The sequence below is a fragment of the Actinomadura xylanilytica genome (assembly GCF_030283145.1).
In the GTDB taxonomy this organism is placed as follows: domain Bacteria; phylum Actinomycetota; class Actinomycetes; order Streptosporangiales; family Streptosporangiaceae; genus Spirillospora; species Spirillospora xylanilytica.
On sequence record NZ_JASNWE010000008.1, the window covers coordinates 14,525 to 31,521 of the forward strand.

Here is a 16,997-nt window from a genome sequence, read left to right on the forward strand (position 1 = left end):
CATCATGACGTCCTTGCCGCTCCCGGTCGGGGGAGACCGGGAAAGCCCGGTCGATCTCGCCGAATTCGTCCGACCGCTTCCACACAACATCGAAGCCGAGCAACACGTCTTGGGCGCGATCATGCTGTATGCGCCCACGTTGTCCGCCGTCCGCACGTTGCTGGATAGCGCCGACTATTACCGGCCTGCACATCGCCTCATTTGGGACAGCATCGTGGGCCTGGTGGACCGCGGCGCACCGTGTGAACCTGTCGCCGTTGCCGCCACCATCGACCCGCGGGAACTAGCCAGAATCGGCGGTGCCCCGTACCTCCACACCCTCATCAGTCAGGCGCCCAGTGTCGCTAGCGCCACCTACTACGCACAACTCGTTCACCGCCTCGCATACGCACGTCACGTCGTCCTCACAGGCACTCGCTTGATGCAGCTCGGCTACAGCGCGACCGGTGACGCTGACTCCGACGTGAGGGGAACTGTCGCCTCGGAGATGGCCGCTCTCGCGCTCTCGGACGCGCAGGGATGGCCCGAACCGGCTCCGCTGTCTGCCGCACCCGAGTTGCCCACGTTCCCGGCATGGGCGTTCCCCGATTGGCTCGGCGAATACGTCGCCGGTCTCGCCGAGATCACGCAGACTCCGACCGACCTCGCCGGATCCCTTGCTCTGGCCGTTCTCGGCGTGGCCGGAGGCGGGAAGGTGTGGGTTCGGGGACCGGGCTGGACAGAGCCGACCAACCTCTTCACTCTGGTCGTTCTGCCGCCCGGCAACCGCAAGTCCGAGGTCTACAAGCACATGACGGCCCCGATCCGGACCGCCGAGGCCCTTCTTATCGACCAGGCAAAGCCGCTGATCGCAGAAGCTGTCATCGCCCATCGCATCGCCGAGGCCCACGCGGACAAGACCGAGAAGGCCGCCGCGAACGCGGCGGACGCCACACAGCAGGCCGTGGCCACCGATGAAGCGGCCATCGCCCGACTTGCCCTCGAAGAGGCCACGATCCCGCCGGAACCGTGCCTGTTCTCAGATGACGCCACGGTGGAACGGCTGACGTCACACGTTGCCGAGCAAGGAGGACGATTCGCGATCCTCTCGCCCGAAGGCGAGATCTTCTCTATCGCCGCCGGCCGCTACTCCGGCGCCCCGAACCTCGCAGTCCTCAAGTCCGGGCACGCCGGTGAAGAGATGCGGATCGACCGGATGGGGCGCGCGTCGGAACGGATCCCTGCCGCAACGATCACCCTTGGAATCTGCACCCAACCAGGCGTCCTGGCTCGCCTCGGGGAGACTCCGCAGTTCCTCGAACAGGGGCTACTAGGAAGGCTTCTCTACTCACTTCCCAAGTCCCTGCTCGGCTACCGAAACCCTAATCCCGACCCAATCCCCGATCACGTCCGATCGGACTACAGCGACAACGTCACGTCTCTTGTCTTGTCTCTTCACGCTCTGGCCGACCCCGTGACGCTGAACTTCGCCCCGGACGCAGAATCGGCCGCCCGCGCGCTCCTGGACGAGACCGAACGACGTTTCCGCCCCGAAACCGGCGACCTCGCCCACATGACCGACTGGGGCGGGAAGTACGTGGGTGCCGTACTACGCATCGCCGCCTTGCTGCATATTGCCGAGCATTTTCGCGGCGACTGGGAGCGTCATCCCATCAGTCTGGCCACATTCCAGAACGCGCGGCTGATCGGGGAGTACTTCACCGTTCACGCGCAAGCGGCCTATGACGCAATCGGAGCCGATCCCGCCGTGGCCGATGCCCGCGCTCTCCTCGATTGGATCGATCGGACCGGCACGACACAGTTCAGCGCCCGCGATGTGCTGTCCTCCCTGCGCCGCTTCAAGAAAGTCGCAGACCTGGACCCTGCACTTCATGTTCTGGAGTCACACGGCTGGATCCGGCGCGTCCCCACCGCACCCAGAACCGGCCGGGGCCGCAAGACCGGCCTCGTCTACGAAACCCACCCGGACGCGACCGAGAGCGCCAGATGACCCCCGCGGCGCGATCACACAGCGTCGCCGGACCCCCGACCGCATCCCCCATGACAGCGCCCCAGCGCGTCAGCAGAAACAGCAAAAAGGATTCTGCTGAATTCTGCTGACACGCTTCACCGCTGTCGTCCTCCGCCCGGACCCTGACGAGACTACTCCCCGTGACTGGCGGACAGCCACCAAGCACGACGCCGGCCACCCTGCACAACCGATCACACCAGCGAAACGAGACAGCGACTTGCCGACCCTCACGCGTCCAACCGCCAAGCTCACCGTCGCCGAGGTCTGCGCCGAACTCCAGATCTCCCCTTCCACTTTCTACGACTGGCGCCAAAAGGGCCGTGCACCCAAGTGCCTGACTCTCCCGAACGGCTCTCTTCGGGTCTACCGATCCGAGTTCGAACGCTGGCTCTCGACCTGTGAGGACGCCGCGCGATGAAGGACACCACGTACGACGTTCGCGTTCACACGACCCACGTTCGCGTGGGTGCCACGGTCACCACCTACACGGTTCGTTGGAAAGTCGGCCCGAAACGCTGGTATGAAGGGTTCCGTCGAAGCGCACAGGCAGAGAGCTTCCGATCGTCTCTGATGACCGCAGCAAAGAACGGTGACGCGTTCAGCCTCCGGACCGGGCGCCCCACCTCATGGCAACGCGAAGAGAACAACATCAGTTGGTATGCGTTCTCTCTCGAATATGTTGCCGCCAAATGGCCGTACGTCTCACCCAACCATCGCCGAGGCATCGCGGAAGCCCTCACCGATGCAACGGAAGCTCTTGTATCAACTCAGAAGGGCGCACCATCCCGTGCAAGCATCCGCGAAGCTCTCCGAAGCTGGGCCTACAGTGAGCGTCTCCAGAAGGGCGGAGAACCTCCCGAGCACCTCACCGCGGCCCTGCGATGGCTAGAACGCAACACCATCGACATGGCGGATATGGCGCCAGATCGCAACGGTCCCACGATCGCCCGGACGGTACTCGAGAGACTTAGCCAGAAGCTCGACGGAACCCCGGCAGCAGGTAGCACGGCCACCCGTAAGCGCGTCACGTTCAACAACGCTATGGAATACGCATGCGAACGCCGAATACTTCCCAGCAACCCCCTGAAGGTCGTCAAGTGGACGCGCCCCCGAATGACACAAACGCTTGATCTGCGTGTCGTCGTCAACACCGAACAGGCAGGCCGCATCCTCAACGCTGTCAAGTCGCAGGGAAAGCGCGGCGAACGCATGGTTGCGTTCTTTGCGGTCATGTACTACGCCGCTTTGCGCCCGGAGGAAGCAATAGACCTTCGTCGCGAGAACCTCGTCGACCTTCCCGCAACAGGCTGGGGCGAAATGCGACTCACCCACGCCGAACCGCGAAGCGGAAGCAAGTGGACGAACGGCGGCAAAGCGCGGGACCGGCAACCGCTGAAGCACCGCGCCCCCGGGGAGACCCGCCTCGTCCCTCTGCATCCCGAACTGGTGAAGCTGTTCCGGAAGCACCTTGCCGACTTCAAGGTCCGGCCCGGGGAGCGACTCTTCATAGGTCCGCGTGGCGGGATCATGACCGATCGGACCTACCTCGGAGCGTGGCACAACGCACGTGCCGCCGCGTTCACGCCCGAGGAGGCTGCGTCGCCGCTCGCTGAGACTCCGTACGCGCTCCGGCACGCCGCCGTCTCCACCTGGCTCAGCGCAGGAGTACCGCCCGCACAAGTGGCCGAGTGGGCCGGCCACAGTGTGGCCGTACTCCTACGCGTCTACGCCAAGTGTGTCGTCGGGCAGGCAGAGGAAGCCAAGCGCCGGATCTCCGAAGCAACCCAGGTCCACCAGGCGCCGGAGGATCCCCCACGGAGCACGGGCGACGACGCCTAACGGGGCCGTCAGACTTCAACCCGTATTCCACCCAACCAGCCGTACAGAGCCGCAAACGATCACCGACAGCCGGACATGACGAGAACAGCCCCTGACCGGGTTTTGCCTGGTCAGGGGCTGTTTCTGCTGGTGTGGCGGGTCCAGGATTCGAACCTGGGAAGGCTAAGCCGACGGATTTACAGTCCGCTCCCATTGGCCACTCGGGCAACCCGCCGTGGTGTCGCTCTCGCGACGGCACTGGAAAGAATAGCGGACCGGGTGAGCGGTCGTGACATCGGCGGGTGGTCGTGCGGGGGCGGGCGCGGGTCGGCGGTGCTCGCTACGCTGGCCCGAGTCGCGAGGGTGTGCCGTGGCATGCCCGGTTCTTCGTTTTCCGCAGCTAGAAGGGGTTGTCTGTTGGCCGACTCAAGTTTCGACATCGTGAGCAAGCTCGACCGGCAGGAGGTCGACAACGCGCTGAACCAGGCGGTGAAGGAGGTGGGCAACCGGTTCGACTTCCGGAACGTGGACGCGGGGATCAAGTGGTCCGGGGAGACCATCGAGATCCAGGCCAACTCCGAGGAGCGGGCGAACGCCGTTCTGGACGTGCTCAAGGACAAGCTGGTCAAGCGGAGCATCTCGCTGAAGGCCATCGACGCGGGGGAGCCGCGGCTGTCCGGGAAGGTCTACAAGCTCGGGGTGGCGCTCAAGGAGGGCATCTCCCAGGAGGACGCGAAGAAGATCGGCAAGATCATCCGGGAGGAGGGGCCGAAGGGGGTGAAGGCCCAGATCCAGGGTGAGGAGCTGCGGGTCACCTCCAAGAAGAAGGACGACCTTCAGGGGATCATGGCGCTGCTGAAGGGCAAGAACCTCGACGTGGCGCTCCAGTTCACCAACTACCGGTGACCCTCACCGTCCGAAGAAGAGCGTGATCGGGGTGTCGGGCGGGACCGTGGTGCCGGCCGGCGGCGACTGTCCGGTGGTGAGCCGGCCGGGGGCGGTGTCGCGTTCGTCCAGCCTGTAGAGGCCGGCGTCGCGCATGCGGTGCTGGGCGTCCTGGCGGGTGACGCCGATGACGTCCGGTACGCGCACCCCTGGGCGCGTGGACGCGCCGAGGGCGACCAGGGAGCCGCCGACGCCTCCGGCCACCAGGCAGAGCAGGCCGATCACCGCGCCGGGAGGACCGGTGCGGTGCGGCATTGATGGGGACGGTCTGCTCATGACGGCCTCCGCGCATCGGGACGATGCAATTGAGGATGCGCCACGCTGAGCGACGGTTGTCCCGCGGCGGGTAATCATTCCGCCTCAGATCATAAAGAGCGCGCCGGCCCCTTCCCCCGCAGAAGTGGTCGGCGCGCTCACAGTGGGTATGACGCCGGGTCCCGCGCGATGGTTCGGACGGGTCCCGAAGATTTCCCGGGGGTCAGCAGGCGAGCGGGGGAGGCCGGGGCGTGGCGTTGGCCCTGAGGGCCCTCCCGGTGGGCCCCGGCGCGACATGTCGTCCGCCGCGGGGCGCCGCCCGCGGCCGGATACGGGCTCGCGGACGGGGACGAGAGTCGTGCGGCGCACTTCGAGCACCCGGTGGCCGTCACGGCGGACTCGCCGGGCGGCCTCAGCGGCGGCCCGCCATCCGCTCCAGCCGGGCCACCCGCTCGGCCGTGGGCGGGTGGGTGGAGAACAGCCTGCCGATCCCGGCGCCCTGGAACGGGTTGGAGATCATCAGGGCGCTGGTGGAGGCCAGCTCGGGATCCTGCGGCAGCGGCAGCGCCCGGGTGCCGGCCTCGATCTTGCGCAGCGCGGAGGCGAGCGCGAGCGGGTCGCCGGTCAGCCGGGCGCCGGCGGCGTCGGCGGCGAACTCGCGGGTGCGGCCGATGGCCATCTGCACGACGGCGGCGGCGACGGGGCCGAGGATCAGCATGAGCAGCGCGCCGAGCAGTCCGGGGCCGTCGTCGTCGTCGGACCGTCCGATCGGCAGGAAGATCGCCAGATGGGACAGGTAGGTGATCACGGTGGCGAGCGCGGCGGCGACCGAGGCGATGAGGATGTCGCGGTTGTGGACGTGCGAGAGCTCGTGGCCGAGGACGGCGCGCAGCTCGCGCTCGTCGAGCATCCGCAGGATGCCGCGGGTGCAGCAGACGGCGGCGTTGCGCGGGTTGCGGCCGGTGGCGAACGCGTTGGGCTGCATCGTCTCCGACACGTACAGCCGGGGCATCGGCTGCCGGGACGCGGTGGCCAGCTCGCGGACCAGCCGGTAGAGCACCGGGGCCTCGACCTCGCCGACCGGGTGGGCGCGCATGGAGCGCAGCGCGATCCGGTCGCTGAACAGGAACGCGAAGCCGTTGGTGACCAGCGCGAGGAGCAGCGCGACGGCGAGCCCGGTGGTGCCGCCGAGCAGCCGGCCGGTGGCGAGCATCAATGCCGACAGTGCGGCGATCAGTGCCGCCGTCTTGACGCCGTTGAGCTGCACTTGCGTCCTGCCTCCCCGTCGACTTCCGGCCATCGGGGTCAACGGTTTGACCTGCCCAAACGTTCCCGGTTCGGGGTGGTTCAGGTGGCTGCGGACACCGTCTGGAGGACGATCTGGGGCGCCACCGACAGGACCACCGCGGCGGCGGCGGTGGCGGCGACGGCGGCCCGGACGGCGAGGCCGGGGGCCGCCTCGTCCGGCACCGCGGGGCGGCCGGCGCCGGGCGGGGCGAAGAGCCGCACGGCCCACAGGAGGTAGTAGTACAGGCCGATCACGGTGTTGATCGCCATCACGACCGCGAGCCAGGTCACGTCCCCGGCGACGGCCGCGCGGAACACCACGACCTTGGCGAACAGCCCCATGATGCCCGGGGGCAGCCCGGCGAGGCAGATCAGGAAGAAGGCGAGCGCGGCGGCGACGGCCGGGCTGCGCCGCGCCAGCCCCCGGTAGTCGTCGAGGCGGTCCTGGACGGGGCGGCGGTGGAGGGCGATGACGACGGCGAACGCGCCCAGGTTCATCACCGCGTACAGCGCGACGTAGGCGGTGGTGGCGGCGACCGCCTCGGGCAGCCGCCGGGTGCCGACGGCGAGGGGCGCGAGCATGTAGCCGGACTGCGCGATCGACGACCAGGCCAGCAGCCTGATCACGGTCCGCTGGCGGAGCGCCAGCAGGTTGCCGAGGGTCATCGTGACGGCCGCGAGGATCGCGATCAGCGGCCCCCAGACGTGCCCGTACGCGGGGAACCCCAGCGCCAGCACGATCGCGAGCCCGGCGAACCCGGCCGCCTTCGACACCACCGACAGGAACGCGGCGACCGGGAGCGGGGCGCCCTGGTAGACGTCCGGGGCCCAGAAGTGGAACGGGACGGCCGCGACCTTGAACCCGAACCCGGCCAGGACGAGCACGACGCCGACCGCCGCCACCGGGTCGAGGTCGGCGGGCAGCCGCTCCAGGGCGGGGGCGATCCGGTCGAGGTGCATGGCGCCGGTCGCGCCGTACACCAGGCTGATCCCGAACAGCATGATCGCGGTGGAGACGACCGAGATCAGGAACAGCTTGAGCGCGGCCTCGGAGGCGGCGCCGTCGTAGCGGCGCAGCCCGACCAGCGCGAACACCGGCAGCGACAGCGTCTCCAGGGCCACCACCAGCAGCACCAGGTCGCGGGCGGCGACCAGGGTGAGCGCGCCGATGACCGCGGCGAGCAGCAGGAAGTGGAACTCGCCGGCGGGCAGCCGCGAGTCGGCGATCTCCTGGACCGACAGCAGCACGACGACCGCGGCGGCGGCGAGCACCAGGCCCTGGAACAGCAGGGTGAAGTCGTCGGCGACGTACGAGCAGGACCGGGGGCCGCCGGCGCGCAGGGCGTCCGGCAGGCAGAAGGTGGCGCGCCGGTCGCCGCCGGCCAGCACAGCGACGGCGGCGAGCGCGACGGTGAGGGCGCCGCCGCCGAGCAGCCCGATCACGCGGCGGGGCGCGTCGAAGGCGTCGGCGAGCAGCAGCCCGACCGCGGCCACCGCGAGGATCAGCGGCGGCGCGATCGCGGCGTAGTCGATCCCCTGGATCATCAGCCGCCTCCGAACAGGGCGCGCACGGGGGCGGTTGTCAGGTCCAGCAGCGTCTTCGGCCAGAGGCCGACGAGCAGCGTCAGCGCGATCAGCGGCGTCCAGGCCGCGTACTCGTACCCCGAGATCGCGGCGGACGGGACGGCCGCGGCGGCCCCCGGCTCGGCGGACGGGGCCGGGCGGCCGTGGGTGATCTTGCGGAGCAGGCGCAGGAAGTACGCGGCGGTCAGCACGGCGCCGAGGCCGCCGACCGCCATGAAGGCGACGAACGTCCCGCGCGGCAGGCCGGCGTGCGGACGGTACGCGCCGAGCAGCGCCAGCATCTCGCCCCAGAATCCGGCCAGGCCCGGCAGCCCGAGCGAGGCGACGCACGCGAAGGTCAGCATCGAGGCCAGCCGCGGCGCCGTGGTGAGCATCCCGCCGCCGAGCGCGTCGAGGTCGCCGGTGCCGTACCGGTCCTTGATCGCGCCGGCCAGGAAGAACAGCAGGCCGGTGATCAGGCCGTGCGCGACGTTGCCGAACAGCGCGGCGTTCACCCCGACCGGCGTGAGGGTGGCGATGCCGAGCAGCACGAACCCCATGTGCCCGACCGACGAGTAGGCGATCATCCGCTTCAGGTCGCGCTGGGCCAGGCAGGCGAGCGCGCCGTACACGATGCCGATCACCGCGAGGAGCCCGAGCCACGGCGCCCAGACCCGCGCGCCGTCCGGGGCGAGCGGCAGCGCCACCCGGACCAGGCCGTAGGTGCCCATCTTCAGCAGCACCCCGGCCAGCAGCACCGAGCCGACCGTCGGGGCCTCGGTGTGCGCGCCCGGCAGCCAGGTGTGCAGCGGCCACATCGGCGCCTTGACCGCGAAGCCGAGGCCCATCAGCAGGAACGCGGTGGCCTGCACGCCGTGCCCGAGGCCGGCGCCGTGCCGCCGGGCCAGCTCGGTCATGTCGAGCGAGCCCGCGTTGACCGCGACGAGCAGCATCCCGGCCAGCAGGAGGCCGGAGCCGAGCAGCGTGTAGAGGATGAACTTGTCCGCGGCGGCGCGGCGGCCCGGGCCGCCCCACACCAGGATCACCACGTACATCGGGAGCAGGACGACCTCGAAGAACACGAAGAACAGCACCAGGTCGAGCGCGACGAAGGTGCCGAGCATCCCGACCTCCAGCACCAGCAGCAGCGCGGTGAGGAGGCGGGCCCGGCCGCGGGCGGGCGGGTGCTTGAGCGTGTAGAGGAAGCACAGGAAGGTCAGCAGCGCGGTCAGCGCGACCAGCGGCAGCGAGATCCCGTCGGCGCCGAGGTGGAAGCGGAGCCCGATCGCGGGCGCCCACGGCCGGTCGATCTCGCCCTGCATCCGGGAGGACGCGCCGAAGTCGAACGCGGCGACGGCGTACAGCGCGATCAGCAGCGTCGCGCCGGAGACCGCCGCGCCGAACATCCGCACGGCGGCGGCGCCGGGCAGGAACCGGCGGGCGGGGACGAGCATCGCCAGCGCGCCGAGCAGCGGGACCGCCATCATCACCACGAAGATCACCGGAAGATCACCACCCCGGCCGCGATGACGACCACCCCGGCGATCAGCCCGGTCAGGTAGGTCTGCGCGTTGCCGTTCTGCGGGACGCGCAGCACCCCGCCGAGCCGCCGCGCGCCACGGGCGGTGCCGACGACCGCCGCGTCGACCCGGCGGACGTCGAAGGCGGCGACGTGCCGGGCGAGCGCCCGGACGGGCCGGACGATCACCACCGCGTACGCCTCGTCCACGAGGAAGGCCCGCGCGAGCACCGGACGCAGCGGGCCGAGCACGCGCGCCGGGTCGAGCGCGGGGTCGCGGTTCCAGACCAGGAACGCGGCGCCCGCCCCGGCGGCTGTCGGCAGCAGGCCGAGCAGGGCCGAGGCCACGTGCGGGCGCAGTTCGGGGGCGCCGAGCCCGAAGAACCCGAGGGCCGCGGCGGGCACCGCGAGCGCCGCCACCGTCCACGCCATCAGCCTGGACGGCTCGCGCGCCTCGTAGGTCCCGCGCTGCTCGCCGAAGAACGTCATCAGCCAGGCGCGGGTCGCGTAGGCGGCGGTCAGCGCGGCCGTGACCAGCAGCCCGAGGTAGATCAGCCACGCGACCCCGGCGGGGAGGGCCGCGCCCGTCCGGGCGAGCGGCGCCAGGGCACCGCCGTGCAGAGCGGCGTGCTGCGCGGCCTCGATGATCGAGTCCTTGCTGAACCAGCCGCTGAACGGCGGGACGCCGGCGAGCGCGGCGAACCCGGCGGTCATCGACCAGAACGTGATCGGCATGGTGTGCCGGAGCCCGCCGTAGCGGGCCAGCACGTTGGACCCGGTCACCACGATCACGCATCCGGCGGACAGGAACAGCAGCGCCTTGAACGCCCCGTGGGCGAGCAGGTGGAAGATCGCCGCACCGTCCGCGCCGACCGCGAGCCCGGCGGCCATCACGCCGAGCTGGCTGATCGTGGAGTAGGCCAGGACGCGCTTGAGGTCGTCCTGCGCGAGGGCGGCCAGCGCCGCTCCGGCCATCGAGACCACCGCGAGCACGCCGAGCACGGTGAGCGCCGCGGGCGCGACGAGAAACACCCCGTACAGCCGGGCGACGACGTAGACGCCCGCCGCGACCATCGTGGCCGCGTGGATCAGCGCGCTGATCGGCGTCGGGCCCGCCATCGCGTCCGGCAGCCAGGTGTGCAGCGGGAACTGGGCGCTCTTGCCCGCCACCCCGGCGAGCAGCAGCAGCGCCGCGGCCGTCGCGGTCGCGTGCGGCAGTTCCGGCGCGGCGGCGATGACGCCCTGGACGGAGAACGTCCCGGCGCCGAGGCCCAGTACGAAGACGCCGAACAGGAATCCGACGTCGCCGAGCCGCGTCATCAGGAACGCCTTGACCGCCGCCCGCGAGTTGCCCTCGTCCTCCCAGTGGTGGCCGATCAGGAAGTACGAGCAGATGCCCATGACCTCCCAGCCGGCGTACAGCAGCAGGAGGTCTCCGGAGAACACCACCAGCAGCATCGCGGCGGTGAACAGCGAGATGAACGCCGCGTACGACGAGAACCGCGGGTCGCCGGCCATGTAGGCGACCGAGTAGACCTGCACCGCGAGCGCGACACAGCAGACCATCAGCCCGACCACGACGGACAGCCCGTCCACCTGGAGGCCGATCCTGATCGGCACGGACTCGGTCTCGATCAGCGTGAGCGTGCCGGTCCGCGCGCCCGGATCGCGCCATACGGCGAACGCGGCGACCGCGGCGAGCACCAGCGACACCGCCGCGGACGCGCCCGCGATCAGCGCGGGACCGTCCCGCCACGTCGGGCGCGTGCCCGCGGGGGCGCGCAGCAGGCGCGACAGGCGGGGGCCGAGGAGCATCCCGGCGAACGCGGCGGCGAACGGCAGCAGGATCACCAGCGAGACGAGCACGATCACGGCGCCGCCTCCCCACCCGGCGGGACGGCCTCACGCCCGGCGCCGCGTCCGGCCTCGGCCTCGCCTCCGTCGCGCCCGGCGCTCTGCTCCGGTTCGCCGGCGGCGGCGCCTTCGGGCGTCCGGTCCTCGGCGAGGGTGCGGAGCCGGTCGACGTCGACGACGTCGCGGTTGCGGTACACCAGCAGGACGATCGCCAGCCCGAGCCCGATCTCGGCGGCGGCGATCACGATGGTGAACAGCGTCAGCACCTGCCCGCCGTGCAGCCGGTCGCGCCACCACACGTCGAACGCGACGAGGTTGAGGTTGACGGCGTTGAGCATGAGCTCGACCGCCATCAGCACCAGGATCGCGTTGCGCCGGGCCAGCACGCCGTACACGCCGACCGAGAACAGCAGCGCCGACACGATCGTGGGATAGACGATGTGCATCAGCCCCCGTCCCTCCCGCCGCCGCGCGCGCCCGGACCGATGTCGGACCGCGACAGCACGATCGCGCCGACCAGCGAGGCCAGCAGCAGCACCGACAGCACCTCGAACGGCAGCACCCAGGTGCGGAACACGCTGGAGCCGAGTGCCTCCGCCGATCCGCCGCCCGCGGCGACCGGCTTGTGCGCGCCGCCGAAGCCCAGCACCATCACGGTGACCAGCACGGCGGCGGTGGCGGCGGCGACCGCGAGCGCGAGCAGGCGGTTGCCGGAGTCGACGTCGGCGGCCCGTCCGATCGGCGCCCGGGTCAGCATGATGCCGAACAGCAGCAGGACCACGACGGCGCCCACGTAGATGAGCACCTGCACCCACGCGACGAACTCCGCGGTGAGGACGAGGTAGCCGCCGGCCAGTGCGCCGAACGACACCACCAGCCACAGCGCCGCGTGCACGATCTGCCCGGTGGTGACGCAGAGGATCCCGGCCCCGACGGCAACGGCGCCGAGCAGGATGAGGACGAGGTCGGGTCCCGTCATGGGCGCCCCCCGCCCGGGGAGTCGCTCGGGGATTCACCGGCGGGCGGGCCCGTGGTGGGAGTGCCTGTGGTGGGCGCGCCTGTGGCGGGCGGGCCGTTGCGGGAGGTCCGGGCCGCGCGGGCGGCGGCCTTCTCCGCCGCGGCGATCTCCTTGGGCGGCTCGGCGGCCGGGTCGTGCGCCTGCGGCGGCGGGACGGTCCACATCCACTCGCGCAGCCGCTGCTTCTCGTGGGTCAGCTCGGCGATGTCGTATTCGGCGTACTCGAACTCGGGCGACCAGAACAGCGCGTCGAACGGGCACACCTCGATGCAGATCCCGCAGTACATGCACAGCGCGAAGTCGATCGCGAACCGGTCGAGGACGTTGCGGGTACGGGCCCGTCCACCGCCCTCCGCGGGCAGCGTCTCCTTGTGCGAGTCGATGTAGATGCACCAGTCGGGGCACTCGCGCGCGCACAGCATGCAGACGGTGCAGTTCTCCTCCAGCAGCGCGATGACACCGCGGCTGCGCGGCGGCAGATCGGGCTGCACCTCGGGGTACTGACGCGTGACGGAACGCCGCGTCATCGTCCGCAACGTGACGGCCAGCCCTTTGGCCAGCCCGCCTCCTGGTAGCCGTCCCACAAGGCCCATGATTCCGTACTGAGGGCGTCTGGGGAACGCGGACGGCGCGGCGTTCGTCAACCAGAGGTGAGCCGGCGACAACGGGGTACGCCTCCATGTGCCCCGCGCCTCCACGAGGCAGGCGGCCAGGAGGTCACATGAGCCAGGGAACGGACGGCACCTTCGAGCCCGATCACGGCCGCCCCGTCGGGCGTCCTCCGCGAGCGTCCCGCCCCCGCCACCACCCACCGGGGAATCCGCCGCAGGCGCAGCCGCCCCACTTGTACGAGCCGCGGCCGATGCCCCCGCCCATGCCGCATCGGCCGTTCGGGCCCCCGCCGATGCCGCCGCCCCCGGCGAGCGAGCCGCAGGGCATCCTGTGGGCGTTCGTCCCCTTCCTGACCTTGGGGTTCGGGACGCCGTTCTCGTTCCTGTACGCGGCGATGCGGCGCAACTCGTGGAACCTCGGCATGACCGCGCTCGGCTACGGCGTCGGCACCGGCGCGGTACTGATGCTGATGGGGACCGGCGAGCCCCTGACGGCCCTGCTCGGCAGCGTCATGATGATGATGCTGTGGATCGCCGGGTCCGCGCACTCCTTCGCCGTCCGCGGCTCGGTGTTCCCCCGCGCGAACCCGCACAGCCGGCACAACGCGCACGCCATCGAGGTCGCCCGGTACCGCCGCATGCTGCGCGCGGACGCCCGCGGGCTCGCCGCCGAGGACCCCGGGCTCGCGCACGAGCTGAGGATCGGCCGGCCCGACCTCCCGCGGGCCTACGACGACGGCGGGCTGATCGATGTCAACCACGCGCCGCCGCCGGTACTGGCCACCCTGCCCGGCCTGTCCCCCGAGCTCGTCGAGCGCGTCGTGAGCCGCCGCGGCGAGCAGGGCGGGTTCGTGTCCGCCGAGGAGCTGTCGGTCGACGCCGACCTGCCGCCCGAGGTGCTGCCCAAACTCGCCGAGTACGCCATCTTCCTGCCCTGACCGGCGGCGCGCGGGGCCGCGTGGACGGCGCGCGGGCGCCGTCTGTCGGACGCGGTTGATAGGACTGGCCGAGCCCGTCCCCCACCGCCCGGGAGCACCGAACCATGGTCGATACCGCCGACATCGCCCGCCCGTACAGCTGCCACCTGCTGGAGTTCTCGGTACTGCCCGGCGGAGCGCGCCTCGGCAACATCTACGTCGCGGGCGACGCCGACGAGCTCCGCGAATGCGTCGACGGCGACTGGGAGGAGGGCGCCGACGGGTACCTGATCCTCTGGTACGGGGCGCTGCTGCACCTGTGGACCGTCCAGCACGGCGCGATCGTCGCCGGCCTCGACCTGCACCCGTACCTGCGCACCGGCGACGCGCACTGCGACCTGGCCGTCGCCCGCGTGCTCGACGGGTCGGACGACGAGGAACGGCGCGAGACCGTCCAGGAGGTGCTGGAGGCGTACGCGGAGGCCGAGCGCCCCACCGCGTCCGGCCTGCCGGTGGTGGCCCGCATGTTCGACCTCTTCGACCGGATCGACGCCGACCCCGCCGACTCCGACGCGCTCGCCGAACTCGACCGCATCCTCGACCTGGTCGAGCGCGGCGACCCGCCCGCGTCCTATGACGGTGTCAGCGTCGAGGGCCTGCACATCGACTGGGACGCGCTCCCCGTCCCGGCCCTGCAAGAACCCGTCCTACGGGAAGGCAGGGTGAGCGTCCGCTGGGGCGACGCGTCGCTGCGTCACCGAGACAGCCATCTGCACATAACGGTGTCCACGTCCGAGGGCATGGACTTCGGGCACGGCTTCACCGAGGGAGGCGGCTGACCGCCCCTACAGCGCGACCTTCAGCACACCCGTCAGCGCGAGCTGCACCAGCGACAGCGGCACCAGGTACTTCCAGGCGAGCTTCTGAAGCTGGTCCTCGCGCATCCGCGGATAGCTGACCCGCAGCCAGATCACCACGAAGGACAGCCCGAACACCTTGACCAGCGTCCACAGCCAGCCGAGCCCGGTGTCCAGGAACGGGCCCTTCCACCCGCCAAGGAACAGCACCGCCGTCAGCGCGCACAGCACCACGATGCCCGCGTACTCGGCCAGGATGAACAGCGCGAACCGCAGGCCCCCGTACTCGGTGTACGGACCGAAGATGATCTCGGAGTCGGCGACCGGCATGTCGAACGGCGGCCGGCGCAGCTCGGCGAGCCCCGCCACGAAGAACACCACCGCGCCGATCGCCTGCCACGGCAGCCACCACCAGCGCCACTCCTCGATGATGCCGCCCAGCGACAGCGTCCCCGCCGCCATCGCCACCGACGCCGCCGCGAACACCATCGGCAGCTCGTACGACATCAGCTGCGCCGCGACCCGCATCCCGCCGAGCAGCGCGTACTTGTTGGCGCTGGCCCAGCCCGCCATGATCGCGCCGATCACGCCGACGCCCATCACCGCCAGCGCGAAGAACAGCCCCGGCCCGAGATCGAGCGCGACCTGCCCGCCCGGCCCGACCGGCACCACCACCAGCACCAGCAGGTACGGGACGATCGCCACGCCCGGCGCCAGCTTGAACACCCGCCGGTCGGCCGCGGCCGGGACCACGTCCTCCTTCTGGGCGAACTTCACCCCATCGGCGACGAGCTGCGCCCACCCGTGGAACCCGCCCGCGTACATCGGGCCGAGCCGCCCCTGCATGTGCGCCATCACCTTGTGCTCGGCCTGCCCGACCAGCAGCGGCAGCACCGCGAACGCCGCGGCGACCAGCACCAGCTTCAGGACGATCACCAGCAGCTCAGGCATGCGGCCCCCAGTCGTCGGGCACCCCGGGCGGCCGGACCCGCCGCCGGCTCGGCGCGCCGTGCCCCGACTCGCCCGGCTCCTTCGCCCCCGGCCACGGCTTGGCGACCCGCGCAGCCAGCACGAAGTCCTTGCGCAGCGGACGCCCCTCGAACCCGTCCGGCAGCAGCAGCGGGATCAGGTTCGGATGCCCCTCGAAGACCACCCCGAACATCTCGAACGTCTCCCGCTCATGCCAGCCCGCCCCCCGATACACCCCCGTCACCGTCGGCAGCCGCGGATCCTCGCGCGGCACCCGCGTCCGGACGAGCAGATGGTGCCGCCGCTCCAGCGAGTAGAGGTGCGCGACGACCGCGAACCCCATCTCCAGCTCGTCCACCCCGGTCAGCCAGTCGAAGAACCCGCACGCCAGCTCGTCCCGCGCGAACGTGACCGCCTCCACCCACAGCTCGGGCGGCACCCCGACCGCCAGCCCCCCATGGGTCTCCTCGGTCGACACCTCGTCCCCGAACCGCTCCACCCAGGCGGGCTTCATGAGGAGGACCGGCCGATCTGGTCGTCGTCCTCGTCGTCGACCAAGCCCGGGATGATCGAGGGATCGTGATCGCCGCGCGTGGTCGACCGCCCGGAGGCGTCGGTGCCGGGGACGGGCTGCGTCGCGGCGTTCGGCGAGGCCTGCGGGGCGTCGCCGGCGGGGGGCATGGGCTGCGTCGAGGCCCCCGGGGCGGCGTCCAGGACGAGGGGGGTCGCGGCCTCGGTGCTGAGCGGCTCCGCCTCGGGCGGGGGCTGGATGGGGCGCCTGAGGACGGTGGCCGAAAGCGGTCGCGGCGGGGGCGGCGGGGCGACCGGCTCGCCGGTTCCCGTGTAGCGGTCGCCGAGCGACTCGGCGGCGATCTTCTCCTGGAGGTGGACGATGCCGTGCAGCAGGGCCTCGGGGCGCGGGGGGCAGCCGGGCACGTAGACGTCCACCGGGATGATCTGGTCGACGCCCTTGGTGACGCAGTACGAGTCCCAGTAGGGGCCGCCGCAGTTGGAGCAGGCGCCGAACGAGATGACGTACTTGGGCTCGGGCATCTGCTCGTACAGCCGGCGGACGGCGGGCGCCATCTTGTCGCTGACCGTCCCGGACACCACCATCAGGTCGGCCTGGCGCGGGCCGGGCGCGAACGGGATGACGCCGAGACGGATGAAGTCGTGCCTGCTCATCGAGGTGGCGATGAACTCGATGGCGCAGCAGGCCAGGCCGAAGTTGAAGACCCACAGGGAGTACCGGCGGCCCCAGTTCAGCACGAACTTGATCGGCTTGGGCGCCAGCCGCGACAGCGGCCCGATGCCGGGCGGGGGCAGGTCCACGGTGCTCACAGGAGCATTCTTACAGCCCGCCGGACGGCCGC

The 16,997-nt window shown here is 71.0% G+C and carries 17 protein-coding genes and 1 tRNA gene; 6 read left to right on the forward strand and 12 right to left on the reverse strand.

The window, feature by feature from the left end; genetic code table 11:
• The first annotated feature begins 4 nt into the window (after nt 1–4).
• The 3 genes from QP090_RS36035 (at nt 5) to QP090_RS36045 (ending at nt 3,850) form a co-directional block, all read left to right on the forward strand.
• On the forward strand, nt 5–1,990 hold the full coding sequence (locus tag QP090_RS36035; protein ID WP_285944242.1) for a DUF3987 domain-containing protein: 1,986 nt from the start codon (nt 5–7) through the stop codon (nt 1,988–1,990).
• A 238-nt stretch (nt 1,991–2,228) separates the two neighbouring features.
• Nucleotides 2,229–2,429: a helix-turn-helix transcriptional regulator gene (locus tag QP090_RS36040; RefSeq protein WP_285944243.1), complete on the forward strand. Its 201-nt coding sequence runs from the start codon at nt 2,229–2,231 to the stop codon at nt 2,427–2,429.
• Nucleotides 2,426–3,850 carry a tyrosine-type recombinase/integrase gene (locus tag QP090_RS36045; RefSeq protein ID WP_285944244.1) on the forward strand — a complete coding sequence of 475 codons (1,425 nt, stop codon included), beginning with the start codon at nt 2,426–2,428 and terminating at the stop codon, nt 3,848–3,850. The genes QP090_RS36040 and QP090_RS36045 overlap by 4 nt, the downstream gene beginning before the upstream one ends.
• A gap of 132 nt (nt 3,851–3,982) precedes the next feature.
• Here the strand turns inward: QP090_RS36045 and QP090_RS36050 are convergent.
• Nucleotides 3,983–4,064 (reverse strand) — tRNA-Tyr (locus QP090_RS36050).
• Nucleotides 4,065–4,243: 179 nt separating this feature from the next.
• Between QP090_RS36050 and QP090_RS36055 the strand changes: the two genes are divergently transcribed.
• Complete coding sequence (locus QP090_RS36055; RefSeq protein ID WP_285944348.1) at nt 4,244–4,735, forward strand: YajQ family cyclic di-GMP-binding protein; 492 nt, start codon at nt 4,244–4,246, stop codon at nt 4,733–4,735.
• 3 nt (nt 4,736–4,738) lie between these two features.
• On the opposite strand, the gene QP090_RS36060 is transcribed toward QP090_RS36055, so the two are convergent.
• The 8 genes from QP090_RS36060 to QP090_RS36095 form a co-directional block, all read right to left on the reverse strand.
• Nucleotides 4,739–5,050, reverse strand: a complete 312-nt coding sequence (locus QP090_RS36060; RefSeq protein WP_285944245.1) for a PASTA domain-containing protein — start codon at nt 5,048–5,050, stop codon at nt 4,739–4,741.
• Nucleotides 5,051–5,441: 391 nt separating this feature from the next.
• Nucleotides 5,442–6,296, reverse strand: coding sequence for a zinc metalloprotease HtpX (gene htpX, locus QP090_RS36065; RefSeq protein WP_285944246.1), 855 nt, complete (start codon nt 6,294–6,296; stop codon nt 5,442–5,444).
• Between the two features lie 80 nt (nt 6,297–6,376).
• Nucleotides 6,377–7,861, reverse strand: coding sequence for an NADH-quinone oxidoreductase subunit N (locus tag QP090_RS36070; RefSeq protein WP_285944247.1), 1,485 nt, complete (start codon nt 7,859–7,861; stop codon nt 6,377–6,379).
• On the reverse strand, nt 7,861–9,381 hold the full coding sequence (locus QP090_RS36075) for a complex I subunit 4 family protein (RefSeq protein WP_285944248.1): 1,521 nt from the start codon (nt 9,379–9,381) through the stop codon (nt 7,861–7,863). The genes QP090_RS36070 and QP090_RS36075 overlap by 1 nt, the downstream gene beginning before the upstream one ends.
• Nucleotides 9,378–11,270, reverse strand: coding sequence for an NADH-quinone oxidoreductase subunit 5 family protein (locus QP090_RS36080; RefSeq protein WP_285944249.1), 1,893 nt, complete (start codon nt 11,268–11,270; stop codon nt 9,378–9,380). The genes QP090_RS36075 and QP090_RS36080 overlap by 4 nt, the downstream gene beginning before the upstream one ends.
• Nucleotides 11,267–11,698 carry an NADH-quinone oxidoreductase subunit NuoK gene (nuoK, locus tag QP090_RS36085; protein WP_285944250.1) on the reverse strand — a complete coding sequence of 144 codons (432 nt, stop codon included), beginning with the start codon at nt 11,696–11,698 and terminating at the stop codon, nt 11,267–11,269. The genes QP090_RS36080 and nuoK overlap by 4 nt, the downstream gene beginning before the upstream one ends.
• A complete protein-coding gene (locus tag QP090_RS36090) occupies nt 11,698–12,231 on the reverse strand; it encodes an NADH-quinone oxidoreductase subunit J family protein (RefSeq protein ID WP_285944251.1) in 534 nt (177 codons plus the stop codon). The genes nuoK and QP090_RS36090 overlap by 1 nt, the downstream gene beginning before the upstream one ends.
• Nucleotides 12,228–12,797 carry a NuoI/complex I 23 kDa subunit family protein gene (locus tag QP090_RS36095; protein WP_285944252.1) on the reverse strand — a complete coding sequence of 190 codons (570 nt, stop codon included), beginning with the start codon at nt 12,795–12,797 and terminating at the stop codon, nt 12,228–12,230. The genes QP090_RS36090 and QP090_RS36095 overlap by 4 nt, the downstream gene beginning before the upstream one ends.
• Before the next feature lie 347 nt (nt 12,798–13,144).
• Between QP090_RS36095 and QP090_RS36100 the strand changes: the two genes are divergently transcribed.
• Complete coding sequence (locus QP090_RS36100) at nt 13,145–13,819, forward strand: ComEA family DNA-binding protein (RefSeq protein ID WP_285944253.1); 675 nt, start codon at nt 13,145–13,147, stop codon at nt 13,817–13,819.
• Between the two features lie 104 nt (nt 13,820–13,923).
• Entirely contained in the window at nt 13,924–14,637 is a 714-nt protein-coding gene (locus QP090_RS36105; RefSeq protein WP_285944254.1) for a hypothetical protein, read from the forward strand.
• 6 nt (nt 14,638–14,643) lie between these two features.
• Here QP090_RS36105 and QP090_RS36110 read toward each other — a convergent pair whose 3' ends face one another.
• The 3 genes from QP090_RS36110 to QP090_RS37805 are packed head-to-tail and all read right to left on the reverse strand — an operon-like array spanning nt 14,644 to nt 16,965.
• Entirely contained in the window at nt 14,644–15,606 is a 963-nt protein-coding gene (locus tag QP090_RS36110) for a complex I subunit 1/NuoH family protein (protein ID WP_285944255.1), read from the reverse strand.
• Nucleotides 15,599–16,138: an NADH-quinone oxidoreductase subunit C gene (locus QP090_RS36115; RefSeq protein WP_285944256.1), complete on the reverse strand. Its 540-nt coding sequence runs from the start codon at nt 16,136–16,138 to the stop codon at nt 15,599–15,601. Before QP090_RS36115 ends, QP090_RS36110 begins: the two co-directional genes overlap by 8 nt.
• The gene (locus QP090_RS37805) at nt 16,135–16,965 is read right to left on the reverse strand and encodes an NADH-quinone oxidoreductase subunit B (protein WP_285944257.1); all 831 of its coding nucleotides are present in this window, start codon (nt 16,963–16,965) and stop codon (nt 16,135–16,137) included. The genes QP090_RS36115 and QP090_RS37805 overlap by 4 nt, the downstream gene beginning before the upstream one ends.
• Nucleotides 16,966–16,997: the final 32 nt, after the last annotated feature.

Bases quoted from the DNA above. Each gene is read 5' to 3' on its own strand.
- QP090_RS36035 (WP_285944242.1), top strand. From the start codon at position 5: ATGACGTCCTTGCCGCTCCCGGTCGGGGGAGACCGGGAAAGCCCGGTC.
- QP090_RS36045 (WP_285944244.1), top strand. From the start codon at position 2,426: ATGAAGGACACCACGTACGACGTTCGCGTTCACACGACCCACGTTCGC.
- QP090_RS36060 (WP_285944245.1), bottom strand. From the start codon at position 5,050: ATGAGCAGACCGTCCCCATCAATGCCGCACCGCACCGGTCCTCCCGGC.
- QP090_RS36070 (WP_285944247.1), bottom strand. From the start codon at position 7,861: ATGATCCAGGGGATCGACTACGCCGCGATCGCGCCGCCGCTGATCCTC.
- nuoK (WP_285944250.1), bottom strand. From the start codon at position 11,698: ATGCACATCGTCTATCCCACGATCGTGTCGGCGCTGCTGTTCTCGGTC.
- QP090_RS36090 (WP_285944251.1), bottom strand. From the start codon at position 12,231: ATGACGGGACCCGACCTCGTCCTCATCCTGCTCGGCGCCGTTGCCGTC.
- QP090_RS36095 (WP_285944252.1), bottom strand. From the start codon at position 12,797: ATGACGCGGCGTTCCGTCACGCGTCAGTACCCCGAGGTGCAGCCCGAT.
- QP090_RS36100 (WP_285944253.1), top strand. From the start codon at position 13,145: ATGCCGCATCGGCCGTTCGGGCCCCCGCCGATGCCGCCGCCCCCGGCG.
- QP090_RS36105 (WP_285944254.1), top strand. From the start codon at position 13,924: ATGGTCGATACCGCCGACATCGCCCGCCCGTACAGCTGCCACCTGCTG.
- QP090_RS36110 (WP_285944255.1), bottom strand. From the start codon at position 15,606: ATGCCTGAGCTGCTGGTGATCGTCCTGAAGCTGGTGCTGGTCGCCGCG.
- QP090_RS36115 (WP_285944256.1), bottom strand. From the start codon at position 16,138: ATGAAGCCCGCCTGGGTGGAGCGGTTCGGGGACGAGGTGTCGACCGAG.